At 65.9% G+C, this 22780-nt stretch carries 12 protein-coding genes and 1 pseudogene; 3 read left to right on the plus strand and 10 right to left on the minus strand.

The genetic code is table 11. From position 1 onward, the window contains the following. Positions 1 to 566: TetR/AcrR family transcriptional regulator (locus ACLP4W_RS25565; protein ID WP_442390184.1), on the plus strand; the 566-nt coding region annotated here is incomplete at its 5' end. A gap of 858 nt (positions 567 to 1424) precedes the next feature. Here the strand turns inward: ACLP4W_RS25565 and ACLP4W_RS25570 are convergent. From ACLP4W_RS25570 to ACLP4W_RS25580, 3 genes are all read right to left on the minus strand, one after another. Then, positions 1425 to 2303: an IS630 family transposase gene (locus ACLP4W_RS25570; protein WP_442390185.1), complete on the minus strand. Its 879-nt coding sequence runs from the start codon at positions 2301 to 2303 to the stop codon at positions 1425 to 1427. Between the two features lie 4 nt (positions 2304 to 2307). Next, on the minus strand, positions 2308 to 2583 hold the full coding sequence (locus tag ACLP4W_RS25575; protein ID WP_442390186.1) for a helix-turn-helix domain-containing protein: 276 nt from the start codon (positions 2581 to 2583) through the stop codon (positions 2308 to 2310). A gap of 463 nt (positions 2584 to 3046) precedes the next feature. Then, positions 3047 to 4378, minus strand: a complete 1332-nt coding sequence (locus tag ACLP4W_RS25580; RefSeq protein WP_442390187.1) for a glycosyltransferase — start codon at positions 4376 to 4378, stop codon at positions 3047 to 3049. Between the two features lie 290 nt (positions 4379 to 4668). Between ACLP4W_RS25580 and ACLP4W_RS25585 the strand changes: the two genes are divergently transcribed. After that, a complete protein-coding gene (locus ACLP4W_RS25585) occupies positions 4669 to 5397 on the plus strand; it encodes a GAP family protein (RefSeq protein WP_442390188.1) in 729 nt (242 codons plus the stop codon). On the opposite strand, the gene ACLP4W_RS25590 is transcribed toward ACLP4W_RS25585, so the two are convergent. From ACLP4W_RS25590 to ACLP4W_RS25620, 7 genes are all read right to left on the minus strand, one after another. Beyond that, positions 5365 to 6015: a TetR/AcrR family transcriptional regulator gene (locus ACLP4W_RS25590; RefSeq protein WP_442390194.1), complete on the minus strand. Its 651-nt coding sequence runs from the start codon at positions 6013 to 6015 to the stop codon at positions 5365 to 5367. The genes ACLP4W_RS25585 and ACLP4W_RS25590 overlap by 33 nt on opposite strands. A 111-nt stretch (positions 6016 to 6126) precedes the next feature. After that, complete coding sequence (locus ACLP4W_RS25595) at positions 6127 to 8289, minus strand: MMPL family transporter (protein WP_442390189.1); 2163 nt, start codon at positions 8287 to 8289, stop codon at positions 6127 to 6129. A 71-nt stretch (positions 8290 to 8360) separates the two neighbouring features. Beyond that, entirely contained in the window at positions 8361 to 9473 is a 1113-nt protein-coding gene (locus tag ACLP4W_RS25600; protein WP_442390190.1) for a type III polyketide synthase, read from the minus strand. 20 nt (positions 9474 to 9493) lie between these two features. After that, positions 9494 to 11266: a fatty acyl-AMP ligase gene (locus ACLP4W_RS25605; protein ID WP_442390191.1), complete on the minus strand. Its 1773-nt coding sequence runs from the start codon at positions 11264 to 11266 to the stop codon at positions 9494 to 9496. Beyond that, positions 11263 to 11529: an acyl carrier protein gene (locus tag ACLP4W_RS25610; protein ID WP_442390192.1), complete on the minus strand. Its 267-nt coding sequence runs from the start codon at positions 11527 to 11529 to the stop codon at positions 11263 to 11265. The genes ACLP4W_RS25605 and ACLP4W_RS25610 overlap by 4 nt, the downstream gene beginning before the upstream one ends. A 174-nt stretch (positions 11530 to 11703) precedes the next feature. Beyond that, complete coding sequence (locus ACLP4W_RS25615; RefSeq protein ID WP_442390195.1) at positions 11704 to 20892, minus strand: fatty acid synthase subunit beta domain-containing protein; 9189 nt, start codon at positions 20890 to 20892, stop codon at positions 11704 to 11706. Between the two features lie 220 nt (positions 20893 to 21112). Then, positions 21113 to 21853 carry an IclR family transcriptional regulator gene (locus tag ACLP4W_RS25620; RefSeq protein ID WP_442390193.1) on the minus strand — a complete coding sequence of 247 codons (741 nt, stop codon included), beginning with the start codon at positions 21851 to 21853 and terminating at the stop codon, positions 21113 to 21115. 175 nt (positions 21854 to 22028) lie between these two features. Between ACLP4W_RS25620 and ACLP4W_RS25625 the strand changes: the two are divergent. Beyond that, positions 22029 to 22536 (plus strand): annotated as a pseudogene (locus ACLP4W_RS25625) (nitroreductase/quinone reductase family protein). Positions 22537 to 22780 lie beyond the last annotated feature (244 nt).

Below are 22780 nucleotides of genomic sequence, written 5' to 3' on the forward strand. Positions count from 1 at the left end.
CCGGCAAACTCAACGTGCCGGTTCTCGAGATCACCCAGGCCGCGGACGTCGGGATGGGTTCGTTCTACAACCACTTCGACAGCAAGGAAGAGCTGTTCGAGGCCGCGGTCAATGAGGTACTCGACGACCTCGGCGCGATACTCGACAAGCTCACCGCCGAAGGCGAGGATCCGGCGATGACATTCGCCCGCAGTTTCCGGCTAATCGGGCGGCTGTTCAGGCGGCGCCCGGAGATGTGCCGGGTGCTTCTCAACTCCGGGTTGACGTTGATCTCCGCTGACCGCGGCCTGGCTCCGCGGGCCCTGCGTGACATCAGTGTCGCTGGGCGCGCCGGCCGGTTCACCGTGGACGATCCTGCGCTCGCATTGGCGGTGGCAGGCGGCGCGCTGCTGGGGCTGGGCCAGCTGCTGCATGACCAACCCGAACGCTGCGACGCCGAGGCGGCTGATCGCGCCACCCGCGACGTGCTGATCATGTTTGGCTTGCCTGCCGACGAGGCCGCGGAGATCTGCCGGCGACCGCTTCCTGACCTCGACGAGCTGACCGAGCCTGACTCCGCGGCGTGATCTGCATCGACACGTTTGGTTGAGCGTGCTCGCGAATATCCCGCACAAGGTGATGGCGAAACTGGCGAGCCAGATACCCATCGGCCGCGCCGGCCGCCCCCAATAGGTGGCCGGACGCTGAATCGCTTCGACGCGGCGCTGGGCAGCGTAGAGCTCTCGGATGCGTCGCGAACCGATCTTCGAGTTGAGGCCGATGTGCGGCGCGCGGTGACAGACCTATTTGCCGAACGTAGATGAGCGCATTGATTCTCTTGTCTCCGAGGCTTTCTCGACACCTGATACCTTCCATCCTCGGGTACCCGTGGTCGCCGGTAACGACGCAGCGTTCGCCGCCATCTGCCGTTTCGAGTTTCGACCACGCGTGAAGGTTTGCTGCAATGAGTGGCGCCCTACCACGACATGTGGGGTCGTTCGCGAGCGTGCTCGCACACAGCCGGGCCGGTATCGCCGCAAAGTACAAGCTTGATATCCCCACCGCTCGACGCGAGCTCCGCGAAGCATTCGAGATCGGAGCCAGCGTGGGATCGCACTCACATGCTGCGCGTCTCTCAGGTGCTCTGCACGGCGAATTGCTCTATGAGGCTGTCGAATTGGACGAGGCAGCGCGCCGGCTGCGGATGAGTTATGGCTTGGGCCGGAGGATGGTGGCGTGGACTACCTAGCCGCACGGTACGCCGAAAGCGCCAGAGGTACACGGCGTCGAAATCGCGCCGATAACCAGTGAACTCACCGAGGACTCCGCGGTTCGCCTGCTGGTGGCGAGCCGATCGGGTGAGGAACAAGAGCAGGCGTGCCGGCGTGCGAGGGAGTTGCTTAGTGGTCTGGCACGGAATTTCGGTGACGTATTCGTGGGGCCCGTTATGCGGCGGGCGTGAGGGCGGCGTGTTCATGGGCGGCGATGCGCTCGAGTAGGGCGTTCAGATCGTCTTTGGTGAATTTCCATTCGAACGGTGTCGCGATCTGTTCGTAGTACTGCTGGAAGTCGAGCAGTCGGGCCTCGACCTCGTCGAGGGTGTGGAAGTCGTTCGGTGAGAGGACTTTACGTTGCACGACGGAGAAGTAGATCTCCACTTGATTGAGCCAAGACGCGTGCACGGGCAGGTGGATCAGGCGCAGTTTCGGCCAGCGATGCTGGAGCCGGTCGATGCTGGCCTGGCCGCGGTGTGAGGAGCCGTTGTCGACCACCCAGAACACTCGACGCGCGGTGGCGTAGGGCTCGGTGGTCATGACCTGGTCGACCAGCCGGTCGAAGGGGTCGATGCCGGTGGTGGCCTCGCAGCGCCCGAACACCTTGGCGCGGTGCACGTCCCAGGCTGCCAGGTAGGCCAGGGAGCCGCCGCGGCAGTACTCCGCCTCGACGCGCGCCGGCTGGCTTGGTGTCGGGGGTGAGGTGGCGTGCTTGCGGATGCGGGCCTGGATGGAGGTCTTCTCGTCGGCGGAGATTACGTACTCATCAGGCCGCAGCGGGGTGTCGCGGTAGCGGCGGGCGTAGAGGTCGAGCACCCCGCCCGCCTTGGGGCCGAAGTCGGGGTCGCGGGGGAAGATCCAGGAGCGGTGCTGCCAGGGCTTGATCGCGTCGGCGCTGAGCCAGCGCCAGATCGTGGTGCCCGAGATCGAGGCGGTGATGCCTTGCTCGACGGCGGCGCGGGCCAGATCGGGGCACTGCCAGCGAGCCAACGGCTGGGTCTTGTCGGCCTTCGCCGGGAATTCGCAGGCCAACGCCTTGATGGCGACCACGACGTCAGGGGGGAAAACTCGGGGGCCGTCCTCCCCGGGGCAGATCGGTCAGTCCGGCCAGACGCTGATCGAAGAAGCGTTTGCGCCATTTGGAGACGACTTGCCGCGGCGTGTCTAGGCGTGCGGCGATCTCGTCGTTGCCCAGGCCGTCGGCGGCGTAGAGCACGATTTTGGCGCGCACAACTTCGGAATACGCTGACGTATATCGGCGCGCGCGGGCTTCGAGTTCTGTCCGCTCGGCTTCGGCCAAAGCGATGCTGTACGGGCTGGTTCGTGGCATGCTGCTCCCTTCATCAAGGGAACCATCTCACGTAACCGTATGGAAGTGTGGGACCAAATTACGTCACTGTAATTATGCAGTCGACCACTTAGTTGGCATCCACCGGCGCCACCCGGGTAGAAGGCGGCGCAAGCTCAATCGGCGTCGCCCGCGCTACGTGGGCGGGTCGGTGGGCAAGACGGTGCGGGTCGGTCGCGCCGGACCTGGCGGCGAGTACGCCGGTATCCAGGTCGGCGCGAAGCTGCGTGCCCGCAGGCGCGGCGCGGAGTACTACGTCGGTGTGTAAGCCGGTCGCCGCGTTGCCATACGCTACTGACGAGCTATTAGTCGACATGTTGGCGAACCAGCGCAGTGGCCTCCGCACATGTTGACATGCACCGTGCGATGGCGCTTGCAGGAAGGCGCAACGCCAATACAGTTGGAAAACAGAGCGATTCACAGGAATATATTCTTACTTTCGCCGTCATGTCGCTGTGGCTCTTTGCGAGGAGCGCGACCGAATGGTCGGACTCCTGCGGGGTGATTCAGTCAGATGCTCGCGCTGGCTGACGAACTGAAGCTGGGGCGCGCCGCTGAGAACGCGTTGCTCGATGAGTTCAGCGCCCCGAGCGACACCGCCGGTCGCTGCGAAACCCGCGGCGACCCGCCGTACGCCGTCTGTCATGGTCATCGCCTGTCGGACCTTAGCCGACAGCCGTTCTGCGGTCAGCTTCTTCGCCGGCAGGCGGGTTCCGCAGCGCGCCACCTCCACCCGCCGTGCGACCTCGAATTGGTCCCGCCCAAACGGCACCACGCACACCGGAACGCCTCGGGCAAGGGCCTTTTGGGTGCCGCCCATGCCACCGTGGGTGATAGCGCACACCGCGCGGTCCAACACGGGACCGTGCGGTACGAACTGGACCACCGTCGCGTTCGGCGTCAGTGCGATGTCGCCTGGTAGCCCCGCGGGTAGTGTCGCGACCACATGTACCGGCTCGTCCGCGAGCGCGGTCATCGCGGTCTTGACGAGTTTTTCATCGGCCTGCTGTTGCGATGACGTTGTGACCAGGACGATCGGCCGGTCAATCGCCGTGAGCCAGTCGGGAACGGTATCCATCGCCGGTTCAAACATGCACGGGCCGATCATCTGTATGGCATCGCCCCAGTTCGTCTGCGGATATTCGAACGGCTTGCCACTTGCCACCAGCATCAGCGGGGCCCGTCGCATGAACTCGTCCGCCGAAGCGACCGGCGGCGCACCGGCGCTCGCACGAATCTTGTTGCCTGCCGGCAACACCGCCCCCTCCATCATGCCGATCGCGATGGGCCGCAGCGCGGCGTCACGGACCCGGCCCAGCACGCCGGGCAGTGGAGCCAGCCCCAGCCCGAAGGGCGGCACTCCAGGTGATTGCAGAGCCGGCGTGTAGGGGGAGAAACATGCCCACGGGGTGTCACGCGCGTCGGCGACCGACAGGGCACCCCAGCAATTGACGTCGACGACCAACGCGTCGGGGCGCGTTCGCTCGACCGCGTCGGCGAAGTCCGCGACTTCGTACGCGGCGCGCCGGCAGAACACGTCGACCGCCCTCTTCAGGGCACCGCGAGGGTTTGAAGCCTTCCAGTCATCATTGACGATCGCCTCGATTCGCGGATCGATGATGTCAGTGGTGAAACCCAGCTTTCGCCCCATCTCCACACCCGTGGACAGCGTGCGCAGATGAACCTCGTGGCCGCGGGCGGACAATTCGAGCAGTAGGGCGCTGAACGGGAATAGATGGCCGAGTGCCGGCGAAGTGTAGGCCAAAATCCTTGCCATTGTTCTCACATCTTCTGGGTGCGGTTTGAGCATCGGGTTCCTCAAATTGTTTCCAATTCACAGTTCCGTGTCAGTACCGCTGGCAACCATATGCACTGGGTGCCAACCACTATTCGCAGCCCGGCCCTGGCAATTAGTGCTGTCCCCCAATGCGAATGCCTGCCAGTTGTACCAACACCGAACGCTTCATCAGCCACACTGTGAATATGTCGACGGGAACCCAGCTTCGGCATCGCTGCAACGGTTTTCGCGTTAGCACAGCGACAGCCGCCGGGAATTAGGCCTGGGCTGTGTCCAGCGCAGTTCTCGCGCTGTCCCTGCTAGCGGCGATCGACCCGGTCCGGATCGGGATCACGGCGCTCTTGATTTCACGGCCAAGGCCCATACTCAATCTGCTTGCCTTCTGGGCCGGCGGCCTGGCAGCGGGCATTGCAGCCGCTCTGGGTGTGCTGCTCTTCCTACGCGATTTCGCGCTTTCCGTTGAGACGGAGCTGGTTTCGGCCACCAGCAGCCCGAGTGCTGCATACCTGCAGTTTGCCATCGGTGCACTAGCGGTGTCCCTCGCCGCGCTGATGCTGGCGCGCTTCGGGGCGCGTCAGCGCACAGCCATGCCGATGACCGGCGGTGAGTCCCCGGTCCTGATGCTGGAGCCGAACGCACCGACCGGCTCCAGCCGACTGTCGATCCGAGGTCGGCTCGAAGGCGGCTCATTAGCAGTAGCGTTTGTCGCCGGCGTCGCATTGGCGACGCCGCCTGTCGAGTACCTGGCGGCGATCATCGCGATCATGGCATCGGAATCCACTACTGCTGCGCAAGTTGGCGCGGCCCTCATGTTCACCGTGGTGGCGTTTACGGTCGTCGAGGTCCCCCTGATTACCTATCTCACGTCGCCGGCACAGACGCTCGCCGTCTTGCGGCGGCTCAACGATTGGATAAGCGCGCGACGCCAGGCCATTCCCACCCTTGTCGTCGGCGCAATTGGTTTCCTACTTTTGGTTTCCGGCCTGGGCAATGTCTGATGACCGGGGACCGGCATCGGCGGGCATCGCGGCGACCGTGACATCAGGTCGATCCGGCGCACCGCCGGCCACGAGGTCGTCGAGGTCGGGCAGTGCTCGCCCGCAGACCTCGTGTGCCTCCTCCGCGGACAGCCCGTACACCACGAGCAAGTCTTGAGCTAGCCGTTCGGCGGGCTGCGCGGCGTCACGCTCGGGCTGGTTGTGCAGCAGTTGTGTGAGCCCGAACAGCGCTGCTGCGGCCAGCGTGACCGCGAGTTCGAGATCATCGATGCGGAACCGGCCAGTCCGATTGGCGGCTGCAATGTCTCCCAGCGCACGCGGCGCCAGGCCGCGATCCGACATGAGCTCGCCTATTCCGACGTTGAGCAGCACGCGAACTTCGTCGGGTCGGCGCCGAAGCCATCGAACGGTCAACCGGAAGCTGCGGGCGAACATTTCGGCGGGGTCATCCACCGGTGGCAGGCGGTCGAGCATCGCGCCGAAGGAGTCGAAGATTTCGTTGAGCGCAGCCTGGAACAGCTGTTCTTTGCTGTCGAAGTGGTTATAGAACGAGCCCATGCCGACATCGGCGGCTTGGGTGATCTCGAGCACCGGAACGGTGAGTTTGCCGACGGCGATGAAGCCCTACGCGGCTTTGATCAACGCCGCCCGCGTCCGGTGCTTGCGTCGTCGCAGCCGATTGGCCAGCACGTGCCGCTCGTATGTCATTGCGCTCCCGGTGGTCTCGCGCTACTTGGCTTCCAGTGCGTAGGCCGTTTGGCCGACCGGCTCAGCTGCTGCGGCCGATGCGCTGCGCCGCGAAGCTCGAACCCGTTCGCCAAGTAGCGCAACCCATCCCGGGGCCCACCAGTTCAACCGTCCCATCACGTGCATGAACGCCGGCACGAGCAGCATGCGTACCAGGGTCGCATCGGCCAGGACTGCCAGCGTCAACCCGACACCGAACATCCGCATGAACGACACCTGAGCGGCGATCAAGGCGGCGAATGAAATGGACATGATCAGTGCCGCGGCGGTGATCACGCGCCCGGTTCTGGCCAAGCCCAGCGCCACACTGTCGTCGTTGTCGGCCGCCGTCCGGTTGGATGCCAGCCAGTGCTCGCGGATCCGCGACACGAGGAAGACCTCGTAGTCCATTGACAACCCAAAAGCAATGCAGAACAACACCACCGGCATGGTGAGCACCAGCGTGCCGGTGGCGGTGGTACCCAATCCGCCAAGGTGGCCGTCCTGGAAGATCCACACGAGTGCGCCGAACGCGGCAGTCAACGACAAGCCGCTGAGCAGCAACGTTTTCAGCGGCAACACCACGCTGCCGGTGAGTCGGAACATCACCACGAAAGTGATCAGGGCGATGACGGTCAACACGAGAGGCAGCCGGGAGGTGATGGCATCGGCGGTGTCACGGTTCACCTGGGCGACCCCACTCATCAAGACCTGCTGGCCGTTCGGACCTGCGATAGCGTGCAGCCGGTCCAGCTGGGTGTTGGAGGCCTGCGAGAAAAGCGGCGCACTGCTCGCCACCGTGAGAAATGCGCTGCCGTCCGTGATCGCTGCCGCGGCCGACGGCGGTCCGACAAGCGCACCGGCGACGAACGTGCCGCCCGGCGCCGAAACCGACGACACGTCGGGCGCCAGCGACAGCTGGGAGGCGTAGGCATCCAATGCCTTACGGGTGACGCCCCCGGCGTCCGGGATGACCACGGTCACATTCGACGCCACGTCAGCGTTGAAATTGGTGCGCAGCTGATCGCCAACCTGACGCGCCGTACTCGACTCCGGGAGCACGCGATCGTCGGGAATGCCCCACTTCATTCCGAACACCGGCATGCCGAGTGCGATCAGGACAGCGACGATGGCCAGCCCGAGCGGCACCGCCCGGCGCATCACGAACTGGGCTAACCGATAGAAAATGGTTTGCTCCACCGGCCGCTGTGGACCCATCGAGTCCACTCGCGGGCCGAGCAGCGCGATGGCGGCGGGCGTCACCACAATCGCCGCGACCACCGCCAGGGCCACCACCGCGATTGCGGCATATGCGAAGGACTTCAGGAAGGGCATCGGAAACAACACCAGCGCCGACATCGAGAGGGCGACGGTCATCGCCGAGAAGAGCACGCTCCGGCCGGCGCTGGCCATGGTGCGAACAAGCGCCGCGTCCCGCTCGGCACCGTCGCCAAGTTCGTCCCGGAATCGGCTGATGATCAGCAATGTGTAGTCGATCGCCAACGCGAGCCCCATCGCCAGCAACAGATTGAGCGCGAAGATCGAAACGTCCGTCACGAACGTCAGCAGACGCAGCACTGCCATCGAACCCAAGATCGCAAAGCTCCCGACCCCCAACGGAATCGCTGCCGCCATGAACCCGCCGAACACCCACACCAGCACCAGGAAGCTCACCGGGACCGCGATCGCTTCCATCACCTTCAGATCTTTTCGCGTTTGAAGTGTGATTTGCGCATCGGTCATGGCCCGCCCGCCGGCGCGCACCGTCACACCGTCACGGTCGTGCACCAACTCGCTGCTCAGCCTCTCGGCATGCTTGGCCGCGCCGCTGCTGCCGCCGGTGATGCTGGCGACGATCAGACCCGTCTTGCCATCCTTGCTCACCAACGTCGCCGAAGCCGTCGGCGGCGCGGTCCAGGGCGAGGTCACTTGCGCCACATAGGGTGAGTTGCCAAGCTGACGCACGATGTCGGTGCCCACCAGCCGGGCGGCGCTGCCGTTCGCGCCGTCGTCGGAGCTGACGGTGATCAGAAGCTGAGTGTCCCCCTGGTTGAACTTGGTTGCCAGCATGTTCGTCGCATGCGTCGATTCCGCGGTCGGATCCTGGAAGCCGCCCGAAGACAAGCTGTTCGCAATCGGTATGCCGAAAACCGCTGCGCCCGCCATGACAAACAGCGCAAATGCAATGATGCGCCGCGGCGCACGAATCCCGAGCCGAGCAATCCGCTCTAACGTGTTCAAAACCGAAGCACCGCCCCTTCGATGGTGAGGCCCGGGCCGAACGTCAAGAGGACACCATGCTCTCCGGGCCGGGGCTTGTCGACTCGCAGGATGTTTTCCAGCACCAGCAGCACCGTCGCTGAGGCGCAGTTTCCGGCGTTGGCGAGGACGTCCCAGCTCGCGCGCAACTGCTCCGGCTGCAACCGCAACTGTTTGCCCAACTTACGAACGATCTTCGGGCCACCGGGATGAATTCCCCAATGTGCGATATCATCGGTCGAGAGTCCCAGCGGCTCGAGTAATTTGGCCAGGAATCCGTCAATGTTTTCCTCGAGGATCGCCGGCACACCGGCGGCCAGAGTCATCCAGAACGACCGGTTGCCGATGTTCAGACTCATCATCGTGTGTTCGTCGTACAGTTGCTCGGTGTGCGTACGCAGGAACTGGATTCCGGCACCGTCGGGCGCTGAGCCCAGCAGCATCGACACGCTGGCGTCGCCAAATAGGGCTTGGGTGATCAGCGCCTCCACCGGATCCTCGCCGGGCATCAAGGTATCCCGGATGTGAGCGGAGCTCAGTTCGGTCGTGTTGCAGATCACCAACTCGTCGGGTCTGGCGGCGACGCTGTCCATTGCGACCTTGATAACGTTGAGCGCCGCATAGCAACCCATGTGGCCGATGAAGGTGCGACGCAAATCCGACCGTAGCCCAAGCTCTTTGGCGAGCAGGAGATCGGGACCGGGGTTGACGTAGCCGGTCGAGCAGGCCATGACGAAACTGCCGATTCGGTGCGTGTCGAAGTCACCGATGGCTTGCTTGAGGGAACGTGAAGCAACGTCGGTGACCGCTTCGGCGTGCGCAGCCATTCGGTCGCCTGTCAGCAGGCCACTGACCTCCGCAAGGGTGTCCGGGTCCCAAATGATGTGGCGTTTCTTGACCTTCGTCGACTCGACGATCCGCTTCACGAACGGGACTGACGACACGCGCTCGAAGAATTGCCAGGTCTCCTCCTGGGTCACCGCGAACGGCGGATGCGCGGACGCGATGCCCAGCAGCGTCGGCCGGCTGCGCGTCGCGCTCGCGGCCAGCTGCGCAGGAGAGAGCGCGTCAAAGGGATCTGCTCGATACATTGGTATTGTTCCTTTTCGCTCTATCCGACGGACTGGCTGTTCCTGGTGCGCCGTGCCAGCGCTGCACGCGCCTGGAGGAGTTCTCCGTTGGCCGCCTGGACCAATAGCCTTGCGGCCGTGACTTTCTTGGGCGGGGTCAGCTGCCCGGTCAGCCATTGATTGAGGGCCTCGCGGCGACGAAGCTTGCCACTGCTGGTTCGTGGCAACGTTCCCGGGGCCAGCAGCTCCACGCGCGCCGGCAGGATGCCGGCATGCTGCTGAACGCGCGAGGCGACCTCTTGCGCCAGACCTGGTGTGGCGTCGGAAGTCGTTTCGACTAGCATTGCCAGTGCTTCGTCTTCGTCGCCCGCGGGCACGAATCCGACCGCGACCGCGCATCCGGTGCGCACACCCGGCAGGCCTTCCAATGCCGCCTCGAATTCCTCGGGGGCGTGGTTGGCGCCGCGCACGATGACGATGTCCTTCTGCCGTCCGCAGACATAGAGCTCGCCATCGTGTATGAACCCGCGGTCGCCCGTGTGGAGCCAACCGTCGTGTAACGCCTGATCGGTGAGTTCGGGGCGCCCGAAGTAACCGGCCATGATGCTGGGGCCCGAGACGAAGATGTGGCCGACAAGGCCGGGTGACAGCGCGGCCCCATAGTCGTCGCGTATCTCGACCCCCATGCCCGTCAGGGGAGGACCAGCGCTGACAATTTCCTTGCCGCCCGGCTCGACGATGCCTTGCGAGGCCAGTTTGTCGCCGTCCACGCCGAGGGTTTTGAAGGATGTGCCCAGCGCTTTGAATGTCACGGCCAACGACGCCTCCGCCATGCCATAGCACGGAGTGAACGACTTAGCGCGAAAGCCCCAGCGGCCGAACCGCTCACTGAACCGCCGCTGCGCTTCAGGGCTGACCGCCTCGGCGCCATTGAGGCAGATGCTCCATGAGGATAGGTCCACTCCCTCGAGTTCGTCGTCACTTATGCGCTTGAGGCACAGGCCGAAAGCGAAGTTCGGCGCCGCGGTGATGGTTCCCCGGTGGCGTGAGATGGCTCGCAGCCACGCGCCGGGCATCGCAACGAATAGCTCGGGAGGAAGCAATACGAGCTTTCCCTGAACATAGAAAGCGCTGAGGAGATTTCCGATCAATCCCATGTCGTGGTAGAGCGGCAGCCAAGTAACGCCGACGACGGGCCGTGCCCCGTCTGCGGCGATGTAGTGCTCGAGGGTTGCGAGATTCGAGAGCAGATTCGCGTGGGTCAGAGCCACCGGCTTGGGATCGTTGGTCGTCCCCGAGGAAAATTGGATCACTGCGATGTCGTCGGCAGCGACTTCAACCGCGTCCGAGATCGGGCCGTCCAGGCTCGACGCGGTGACGCACCCGAGCGCAGGAGCCGCGTTCGCGACGGCGACCCCCAGAAAACGCCGGATGCGCTCGTCGGTCACGACCATGGCCGCGTCCACCGCCTTGAGCATGGCCGTCGTCCTGCGGTGAAACTCGTCGAGCTTCCCAAGCCGCAGAGGCGGATACAGCGGAACGGGGATCGCGCCGGCACACAGCACGCCGAAGAAGCATTGGACGAACTCCGGGGAGGTCGGCAGCACGAGGGCGACACGGTCGCCCTTGCGTACCCCGCGGCGCACCAGGTCCGCGGCAACAGACTGCGCCTGCTCGCGTATGCGGGCGAACGAGACATCCTGGTCTTGCTCTTTGCGGTTCACGAAAACCAGGCCAAGGTCGGATTGTGCTGCCGCGTTAAGCATTTCGACCAGGGTGACATATTTCGGCCGGATGGCGGGCGCCCCTCTCATGACTGCTCCGCAATGTGAGCGAGCACAAGATTTGCCAAATCGCCGATGGTCCGGAGATCGTCGGCATCCTCCTCGTGCAATTCGATGTCGTAGCGCGCCTCGATCTTGAAGACCACCGACATGAACTTGAGCGAATCCAGACCCACATCGGTAAGAATCGAATCTGCCGTGAGGTCGGCTTCTTTCGCTTCGCTCGCGACGAGGTCGATGATCTCCTGGCTGACTTCCGCAAGAGTCGCTGACTCTAGTTCTACTAATGGCATGCCGTAAAGTCTTGCCTGCCAAGTCGGGACTGGCTTCCCTGCCAACGAGAATCCTCCCTACCGGCTAGCCCGAAACTTATCGGTCAGTGCACGCAACGGCTGGTGTCGTGCCGACCCAGACATCAATCGGTTGGGCCGCAGTGCAATTGGACGAAACGGTCGTGTGCCGCGTGACTACCGGCGGTATACCCCGTCGTCACCGAGCCTGGCCGCCGGATCCAGCAGCATCTGCGCTTCCTGACGCTTCTCGGGAAGGTCGTCACCGAACCGGCGCCCGGCCGGCCGCTGATAGAGCGGCGCACCACCGGCGATCGCCGCGACAAGCCGGCGCCGACCGGCCAGGAGGCGGGCATCGGCGCGCACTCGGTACTGAGCCCGCTGATCCGGGTGCAGCGCCGCCAGGAACGCCTGCGGGTGCACCAACGCAATCAGCCCCGACACGTGGCCGAATCCGAGACTGGTCACCAACCCGGCCTTGAGCGGGAAATTGCCGCCCAGCCGCAGGGCGTCACGCACCCAGACGAAGTGCCCGGAGGAAGCCAGTTGGTCGTCGACGCAGTCGAGGCTGCGGTTGGGCGGGATGACCCCGTCACGCAGCATCTGGCACATGCCGAGCATCTGGAAGACCGCCGCACCGCCCTTGGCGTGCCCGGTCAGGCTCTTCTGCGACACGATGAACAGCGGCGCACCGGCCGAGCGACCCAGCGCATAGGCGAGCCGCTCGTGCAACTCTGTCTCGTTGGGGTCGTTGGCCAGGGTCGAGGTGTCGTGCTTGGAGATCACCGCGACGTCGTCGGCGGTCACGCCCAGCTTGGTCAGCGAGCGGGCCAGCGCCGAGTCCTTGCCCCCGCGGCCGGCACCCAGCGCCCCCAGACCCGGGGCCGGGATCGAGGTGTGCACGCCGTCGCCGAACGACTGCGCGTAGGCGACCACCGCCAGCACGGGCAATCCCATTTTGAGCGCCAGGTCCCCGCGGGCCAGCAGGATCGTGCCGCCGCCCTGGGCTTCGACGAAGCCCAGCCGCCGCCGGTCGTTGGGCCGGGAGAACCTCGCGTCGCTGATGCCCCTTTGGCGCATCGTCTCGGTGTCGGCGGTGGCCGCCATGTCACCGAAGCCGATGATGCCCTCGTGCGTGAGGTCGTCGAATCCGCCGGCCACCACCAGCTCGGCCTTGCCGAGCCGGATCTTGTCGACACCTTCCTCGACCGACACCGCGGCGGTGGCGCACGCGGCGACCGGGTGGATCATCGCGCCATAGCTGCCGACATAGGACTGAACCACATGCGCCGCGACGACGTTGGGCAGCACTTCCTGCAAGATGTCGTTGGGCTTGTTGCGGCCCAACAGGTTTCCGTGATACATGGCCTGCATCGAGGTGCTGCCGCCCATGCCGGTGCCCTGGGTGTTGGCCACCAGACTCGGGTGCACGTAGCGCATCACCTCGGCCGGGCTGAAACCGGCACTCAGGAACGCGTCGACGGTCGCCACGATGTTCCACACCGCCAGCCGGTCAATCGAACTCGCCATGTCGGGGCTGATGCCCCACACCGTCGGGTCGAAGCCGGTCGGAATTTGGCCGCCGACTGTTCGCGAGAGCTTGCTCTTGCGCGGCACGCGGATCTCCGTGCCGGCCTTGCGGATGACCTGCCAGTCGCTGGAATCGGGCACCGGCCGGATGACCGTGTGCTCGGGATCGAACTGCACGAACGCCCGCGCGTCGGCCTCGCTGGAAACCACAAAGCTGAGGTCCTTGTCCAGGAACACCGACACCAGCAGCGGCGACGCGTGATCGGGGTCGACCGCGCCGTCGTCGACGAACTCGCGGATGCCGCAGCGCTGCACCACCGTGTCGTGGTAACGCTCGACCAGCTCGGCTTCGTCGACCAGCTCCCCGGATGCGGTGTCACACCAACCCGGTTGGGGGTCGTCTTCCCACCGGACCAGCCCGGTGGTCCAGGCCAGCTCCAGCACGCCGGCCGCCGAAAGCGCGTTGTCGACCTCCATCTCATAGCGTGTGCGCGACGAACCGTACGGGCCCAGTTCCGCACCGCCGATGATCACGACCAGCTCGGCCGGGTCGACGTCGAGGTCCTTCCACGGCGGCGGGGGCGCCGGGGCGTGTGCCCGCGGCGGGCTGGGCAGTGCCGCGATAATGCCGCGCGGCGTTGCGTCCACGGTCTCGGCGTCCCGCGTGGCCTGCTCGCGAGCCTTTGCGGCCAGCTCGGCCATGTCGAGCTTGACATCGGCGAGTCCGCCGGTCAGGTCGACGGTGATGGGCGCGTTGGCGGCGGCCACCTTCGACTCCGCATCGCAGAGGCGCAGCAGCATCGCGGCCATCTCACTGGCGGAATACGTTCTTACGCCGGCTGTTTCGACTGCGTCCACGATCGGGTCGTTGTGTCCCATCAGTCCTGTACCGCGGGTCCAGCCGATCAGGGAGTGGAACAGCGACACCCGCTGGGCCCACGACGACTCGGCCTTCCACCGCGCTACCACGGCGTCGAGTGCCGCCTTGGATTCGCCGTAGGCGCCGTCGCCGCCGAACATTCCGCGGTTGGGCGAGCCGGGCAGCACCACATGCAGGCGCGTGGCGATGTCGCGCTCGGCGCCGATCTTCGACAGACCGCCGATGAGCCGCTGCACCGCCCATAGCAGCACCTTCATCTCCGTCTCCGAACGCGATCCCGCCTCGGAGAGGTCACCGGTTACCCGCGGCGCAGCGAACGGGAACAGCAGCGTCGGAGTATGTGCGTCCTTGACGTGAATGGACTGCGGCCCAAGGGTTTCGTGTTGCTCGCTACCGACCCACCCGACCAGGGCATCGATGTCGGAGTAGGACGCCATGTTGGCCGGCACCACCCATAGCGCCGCGCCGTACCGGGCGTGGTCGCGATACAGCGCGCGGTAAAACGCCAGGCGGTCGTCGTCCAGCTTCGACGTCGTGGCGATGACGGTGGCACCGCCGTCGAGCAGCCGCGCGACGACCGTCGCCGCTATCGAACCCCTGGAAGCGCCTGTCACCACGGCGATTTCGTTGCTGTAGGGGCCGGGATCCGGATTTTCGGCGCCGGCGGCGATCCGCGCGTACAGCGACGCGTGGATGTTAAGGCCGGCGGCCAGCGACTTGCCCTGCCACCAGGTGGCCTGGGTGGCGACGACGTGGCCGGCGCTCTCGAACCGCTCGGACAGATGCGGCCAGTTGGCGTCAATCTCGCCTTCCTCCATCAGCCATATCCTGACGAGGTCCTCGCGGGCACTGGCCCAGCGGTCGTCGAGCAGCACGGCCTTCCTGGCGTCGAACGCCGGTGCCACCAATCGCGGCCAGTCCGAACCCAATTCGGCGGTGACCAGTTCGACCAGCTCGGCATCGGTGGCGGCCCGGGGCGTAGCGATCGGGTCGTCCAGTCCGAGCTGGCTCAGGACCAGGCGTGCCGCCGAGGCTAACACGCCGTCGCGGCCGGTGATCTGTTCGGTGAATTCGCTCAGCGCCGCCGCGTCGATCGCCGCACCGCCCCCACCGCCGGAAGACGGCAGCGCCACCGAAATGCCGCGGCGGGCGGCGATTGCTGACACCGCGGCATCGATGACCTTGTCGACCGCGACGGCGTCGTCCAACGCGCCGTCGTGGAGGTGCCCAAGCGCACCGCCGCGCACGCTCCTGCCTTCCCGGCTGCCCAGCGCGACCTCGACCGTGACGTGCTTAGCCCAACCGTCGCCAAGCATCCACACCTTCGTGACACGCTCGGCGACCGCGGCGGGCCGCTTCCCCGACGGCCCGAGCGCCGTGCGCAGTCGGTCGTTGAGCGCGTCCGACAACACCGGACCGAACGGCTTGTATGTGCGCGCCAGCTTGGTCACTTGGGTTTTCAGCCATGGCAGGTCGGCCTCGGCCGCGCCGTCGATCGCACCGAGGTTCAGCTCGGCGCCCAGGTCGACCAGCAGCTGGTTGCGCCGCGACGACGCACCGTCGGTGATCGACTCGATGGAATCCAGCGGCTCGATCTGGTCGATGCGCATCTTCGCCGCCAGCGCGATGAGCGCCAGCGTCGCATCGGCCGCGTCGAACGCGATGTCGTCCGCCGGAGCGGCCGACGGAGCTCCGGCGGTTGCCGGAGCGACGGCGAGCGCGACATCGGGACTGGGTGCGGCATCCGCCGCGGCAGCGGCGGAATCATCCGCTTCCTCCTCAGCCCCCGGCTCCGGCTCGGGGTCGGTATCGGTGGCGAACAGCACCGCCGCGTCGCGCTCGGAGTTGAGCACTTCCACTGTGCTGTGGCCGTATTCGGGCAGTTTCAGGGTGTTCGTGGCGAGCCCGGCAACGGTCGGCGCGGACTTGACGCCGATCTCGACGAACCGTTCCACGTCCAGCCCGCCGGCGGGCTCCCCGGTAAACAGCAGATCCTGGGTTTCGATCCAGCGCACCGGGCTCGCGAACTGCCACGCCAGCAGCTCGATGACGATCTTGCGGCACAGCTCGCGCGGCTTCTCGTTACGCCACGTGTCGTAGTCGGCGAGAATCTCGTCGAGCGGCTCAGCCGGGACCAGATCGCGGATTTCCTGGATGAAGTCGCGATCCAGCGAAAACGGCCGTGGCACCAGGTTGGGGACGTAGCGCCCGACGATCAGCTCGGGATCCTTGTCGGCCGGGACCCGCTCCAGTGAGCGGCGGAAATCGGCGACGCCGGCGCGCAGCACGCTCGAGTGGAACGGCACGTCGATGCCGGGCACCAGGATGAAGGAGCGACGGCCCCCGGTGATCTTCCGGCGCCGCTCGACCTCTTCCTCGACCGCCTCCAGGCCACGCACCGTGCCGGCAATCGCGTACTGCGAGCCGCGCAGGTTGTAGTTGACGATTTGCAGGAACTCGCCGGTGCGCTGGGATATCTCGTCGATGAACGCCGGGACATCTGCGTCGGCGAGGTCGATCTGCGAGGGACGGATCGCCGCCAATCGGTAATTCGACCGGCCGTTTTCGTCGCGCGGCACGATGTCGTGCATCTTGGAGCCGCGCCGGAACACCATGTCCAACAGCTCCTCCAGCTCGTAGAACCCGTTCACGCAAGACAGTGCGGTGTACTCGCCGACGGAGTGCCCGCAGGCGATGGCGTCCTCGACGAAGGCGCCGGCTTCGCGCATCTCGGCGACCTGCGCGGCGGCGACCGTCGCCATGGCGACCTGGGTGAACTGCGTCAGATGCAGCACCCCCTGGGGATGCTGGTAATGCACACCGGCCGCGACGATGTGGGTCGGGTTGTCACGCACCACGTGCAGAACCGAGAACCCGAGGGCCTCGCGGGTGAACTTGTCGGCGTCGTCCCATATCTTGCGCGCGGCCTTGGAGCGGGCCCGCACCTCCATGCCCATGCCCTTGTGCTGAATGCCCTGCCCGGGGAACGCGTAGACGGTCTTCGGGGCGGCCAGCCGGGCGGTTGCCGACATGACGAGCTCCGAGCCGACCCGGGCGGCGACCTCCAAAACCTCGGCGCCGTGGTCGATTCCGACGCGCTCGACACGAACGTCGATCTCGTCGCCAAGGCGCACCATGCCCAGGAAGCGGGCCGTCCAGCCGATCAGCCGGGCCGGAGGCTTGGCGTTGCCGGCCACGACGTGCTGAGCCGCCACGACGTGCTGGGCCGCCGCCGAGAGCCACATGCCTTGCAAGATCGGTGATTCCAGGCCGGCGAGCAGCGCGGCGGTGTGGTCGGTGTGGATCGGGTTGTGGTCACCGGAAACCACGGCGAACGGCCGCATGTCGGTCGGTGCGGTCAGCTTCACATCGCGGCGGCGCCGGCGAGGAGTCTCAATTGCGGTGTCGGACAGAGCTTCACCGGCCCGGGCCGGATCCTCGAGCTCGTTGGTGCCGGTGCGGCCGCAGATCGCGAAGCGTTCGTGCAGCCTGGCCAGCACGGTGCCGGACGAGTCGGCGATCGTGACCGACACCGGCACGACTCGACCGATGTCCGTGTCGGCCACGCTGCCAACCGTCGCCGTAATGAGCAGACTAGTGGCAATTTTCGGGAGCGGCCCCAGCAGTCGCGCGGCGTGATCGAGGTGCACCAGGCTCAGCAAGCCCTCGACCACCGGGATGCCGGTGTCGGTGGCCACCGAGCCAATCGCGGCAAAGACGGCGGGCCAGCATTTGCCGACCAGCGCATCGGGCACCACCGTTCGCGTCGGCGCCAGCGGCGCACCAAACGTCGCGGTCACGCCGGTGTGATCGGCGACCTCTTCGGGATCCCACTGCACCGTGACCGTTGCGGTGCCGGCTTGGACCGGGAGCAAGGATTCGGGCCCGTCCACGCCGGCGGCGATTGCCAACACGGCCCGCATCGCGGCGGTGGCATCGTCCGCGGACACCAGCGGCAGGCCGCCGTCGCGGACCGCCTGCGTGATGGTGAACGCAATCTCGATCAACTTTCCCGACAGCGGAACCCGCAGCACGACGCGGTCCTCGGCAACCACGCGCAGCTTTGCTGACGTGGGATGGCCTGCCGCAGTGCCGTTCTCGTGCACCTGCCAGGCATCCGGGCCGCCGATGCGGTGCACCGGGTTGGTCGCGAGCCGCCCGGCCCAGAACACGTCGGGCGCGTCCAGCACGACGGCCAGCGGCCCGGTGACGTCGTTTCGGAAGCGGCGCCGGGCCGCGACGGGTTCGGGCTGCCTTCCGGCGGCCAGCACCTCGTCGATAGCGGCCCGCTCGAAGCGGTCCAGCAGTTCGCCGACGGGTTCATCGGCGCGGGTGATGCCCGCGACCGACGCCGGGCCCGGGATGATGCAGACCTGATCGGCGTCATAGCGCGCATCGTGGGCCTGCCACAGCGAGTCGCTGCGCCACCAGCGGCGCACGTCCTTGTCGATGATCGGCACGAAGTTGACCGGCTTGCCCGGCGTCTTGCACAGCTCGACGAAGAACGGCACGTCGGCCGGGTGCAACTGGACGGTCTCGGCGTCGGGGTAGCGCTCGAGTAGTGCGGCGATCGCATCACCCGGGCGTTCGAGCAGTTGCTCTTCGACCAACAGCGTCTCGATTGGCCCGAAGTCCTTTGTGTGCAAACGCGCCTCGGCGCGTTGCAGCATCTGCTCGAACCGGTCACGCCAGGAGATGTCCAGCCACGGGGTCGTCAGCTCGACATAGCGCTGCAGCCACCGCAGATAGGTCATCTCGGCGACGTCGCCGAAATACGGCTTGGCGGTGCGGGCCATCGCGGCGATGATGTCGTCGCGGCGCGCGGCGACCGCCTCCAGATCGCCGGCGACCTCGTCGAGCAGCCGGCCACAGCGGGATGCGGAGTTGTCGATCTCGTGGATGTCGGCGCCCAATTGGCTGCGGCCGGATGCCATGCCGCCGTTGGCCTTTCCGGCGCCGATCCATTTGTCGATGCCGGTGGTTTCGACCAGCAGCCGCTTGACCGACTCCGATGTGGTGGCCTCCTTGGCGGCCATCGCCGCGGTGCCGACCAAAATGCCGTCAATCGGCATGAGCGGGTGGCCGTGTGCGGACGACCAACGCCCCGAAAGGTATTCGGCGGCACGCTCGGGTGTGCCGATGCCCCCGCCGGCACACACCGTGATGTTCGGCCGCGACCGGAGCTCGGAGTAGGTGGCCAGCAGCAGGTCGTCGAGGTCCTCCCAGGAGTGGTGTCCCCCGGCACGGCCGCCCTCGATGTGGACGATCACCGGCTTGGTGGGTACTTCCGCGGCGATGCGGATGACCGCACGGATCTGATCGACGGTGCCGGGCTTGAATACGACGTGTTTGATCCCGGCGCCGTTCAGCTCGTCAATCAGCTCGACGGCCTGCTCAAGGTCGGGAATGCCCGCGCTGATCACCAGGCCGTCGATCGGGGCGCCGGACTGACGGGCCTTCTGCACCAGCCGCTTCCCACCCACCTGCAGTTTCCACAGGTAAGGGTCAAGAAAAAGCGCGTTGAACTGGACCGCGCGGCCCGGTTCGAGCAGCGTGGTGAGCTCGCCGACGCGGTCGGCGAAGATCTGCTCGGTGACCTGACCGCCGCCGGCCAGTTCGGCCCAGTGACCGGAATTTGCGGCGGCGGCAACGATCTTGGCGTCGACGGTGGTGGGTGTCATGCCCGCCAAGAGGATCGGGGACCGCCCGGTCAGCCGGGTGAATTTCGTCTCCAGCTTCACCGAGCCATCCGGCAGCACCACAACGGTCGGCGCGTAGCTCGACCACGGCCGGGCCACTTCGGGCACCGCCCCGGCGGTGAACAGGTTGCGCTGGCCCCCGCGGGTCGCCGCGGGCACGATCCCGATACCGAGACCGCGGATCACCGGCGCCGTCAGCCGGGTCAAGATGTCGCTGGGGCCGAGGTCGAGGATCCAGCGAGCGCCCGCCTCGTGCAGGCCGCACACCTGACTCACCCAGTCGACCGGATGTACGAGGATGGCTTCAGCCATTTCGTGGGCCAACTCGGCCTCCAAGCCGATCTTGGCGGCCCACCCGTCAACAAGTTTCACCGCGTCGGCCAGCAGCGGCGAGTGGAAGCCGACATCGACGCGCACCGGTTCGAACGTCGGGTTGAACACCGCGCCGCCGCGCAACTTGTTCTTACGCTCGGCGGCCTCGGCGTCGGCGATCCGCTGGCAGTACAGTTCGAAACGGGTCAGCTCTTCTGGGGTACCGGCGATGGCTGCCGAGCGCTGGCCATTACGGACCGACAGCGTTGATGCCAACACGGTCTCCTTGCCGAAATCGACGAGGAGCGAGGCGATTCGGTCGGTGTCGGCATTGGTAACCGAGACCATCGGCGAACGGTTCCCCAGCAGGGTGATCCCGCGCCGCCGACCTACCAGAGTGGCGGCGGCGCCGATCAACTGCGCCAGGGCGAGCAGCTCGACGTCCTTGGCGCCGCCGGCGCGCAGTGCCTCGACAGCCAGCACACCCTGGGAGTGCCCGGCGACCGCGACGGGTGGGTTAGCGGCGAAATCCATACCCTGGCGGGTCAGCGCGCGCATCGCGGCGACCTGGGTGAGCAGGACACCGGGCAGCGAACACGCTGCCGACATGAGCTGCTCGCCGCCGAGAACCGGCTCCTGCGCGGCCAGGGCGCGCACCCACCGCACCGGATCGAAGCCCACCGGGCGGACCACGACCAATTCCCGGGCGACCGGCTCCAACACCATTTCGGCCGCGGCGAGCAGCGTCACCAGCTCGTCCTCGATGCCGGCCGACGACACTAGCTCCTCGAGCGTTTCCAGCCAGGCGCTACCCTGGCCGCCGAACGCGACGGCGTATGGTTCGCCGGCGTTGAGGCGGTCTACCAAAGCATCTGTGTTGTGGCGTGTTTGCGTCGGGTCACCGTCCCCGCCGGCCGACACCGAGTCTTGTATGTAGACCGTCACGTCATCCAGCTCCTCGTCGATCTTTCGGCCCAACGAGCCAAACTGCGCGGCTCGTGCGCCCGTGCGACTGACGTTTCCTCAGAGTTGGGACGGCGACTACACGCGCTCCCAATCCTCGATTGCCCACCACGAAATGTCGTCGGCGCTAGCGCCCAATCGCGGTTCCTGTTAGTAACAGCGGCGCGTTATGGCCAGCTGGAATAAGCGATCTCGCGGTCAATCAGGATGGTTTGAGGCCGTATTTCGGGCCGAGGGTGGCGACGGCCTTCTTGAGCTCGTCGCCAATCTCGTCGAGACGATCCGCTTGCGAAGCATCGACGGCCGCACTGATCGCCGCGATCAGACTGCCATCGGGTGCTAAAAGGGGCGTGGCGACGGCAAATGCGTCCGAGAGAGTGACTCCCCGGTTGAAGGCCAGTCGGCGGGACCGGATCTGGGGGAGCTCGGCGAGGAATTGTTCTACCTCGCCCGCCTGTTCCGGACTGGCGAGGTCGAGGAGGCGGTACATCTCCTCGTCGGGGACGTTGGCGAGCAACGTTTTTCCGGCGGCGCTGCTATATAGCGGGCGACGGGCGTGGATGCGCGCGACGAACGTCAAGCTCGGTGATTCTTCACCGACAAGGTCGGTGAAGACGATGGCGTCCCCGACGCGCACCCCGACGAGCACGGTGCAACACAGGACATTGCCCACCTCGGCCACGAACTGGTGATCGAGTGACAGCGCGGCCAGCTTGTTCGCGCGCGCGGCGAGGATGAACGGCCCCGGCCCGAGGTGGAACCGGCGTTCCCTCTCGATGAGATAGCCGCGGGCGAGCAGTCCGTTGGTCAGCTCCTGCACGGAGCTCTTCGCCGCATCCAAGGCGGCTGCCAGCTCCGCCAGCGTCAGGCCGCGCGGGCTCAGCGAAACGGTCTCAAGGATCTCGATCACTCGGTCGACCGTGCGATGCGGGCGGGCAGGCATGCGGCTGACGCTAGCAAGCTCTTCCGACCAGTTCAGACAGAGACTTGCAAAGACGCGGAAATAAAAGTACCGTTTCCAGGCAATCCGGATATGCGTTTGTATATCCGTAGATATGTACAACGGCTGGCCCCGACCCTTCTGATAGGGCCCGGGCGGGATCGAAAGGTGGGCGACCATGAGTGAGCCGTATGAGCTGTATCTTCGCGCGATGCGGCGGGTCGGTCACTACCGCTGGTTCTCTCTATTCACTGAAGCACGTCGGCTCACGGGTAGACCGGGCGCTGATCCGCGCGAGCCGAGGCCGACTGTCCATGAGCGGTCCGCAGCTGACGACGATGTTGCTCACGACGAAAGGCAGAAGAAGCGGCAAAGACCGAACGGTTCCGCTGCACTACGTGCGGGATGGCAAGAATCTCGTCGCCGCTTGCGAGAACTTCGGGCTAGAAGCAGCCTCCAGTTGGCCGAAGAACCTACTCGCCAACCCAACGGCACGTATCGAGATCGGCGGCACCGCTGCAAACTATCTGTCGCGACCCGCGACAGAGGAAGAAGTCACGCGCAACGTACCGAGGCTTATCGAGATGTGGCCCGCGCATGACAGCCACATGGAGCGAAATGGCGTGCGCCAAGTGATTGTCTTCGAGCCGCTAAACCTGAGTGCCTCACCGGGTCGCCGAAAGTGATCCGGGTATCCGGTTCTCCATCCATAAATCAAAGGTGACGAGCTCTTCGCCGCGCGACACAAAGGACCCTCGTCACGATGACCGCCCACAACGCCTCACCGAGCACCCCGAGCGATGATCTGCCACGGGTCGATCCTCCCGACCGGGTCAGCCCCCCGATCCGCGCCTACGCCGCCTTCTTGGCGACCGGCGTAGGCCGGTGGATCGCGAAGAACATCGCGCCAAGGATCGACCCATGGCTGCT

Source organism: Mycobacterium sp. (genome assembly GCF_052145595.1).
Classification (GTDB): domain Bacteria; phylum Actinomycetota; class Actinomycetes; order Mycobacteriales; family Mycobacteriaceae; genus Mycobacterium.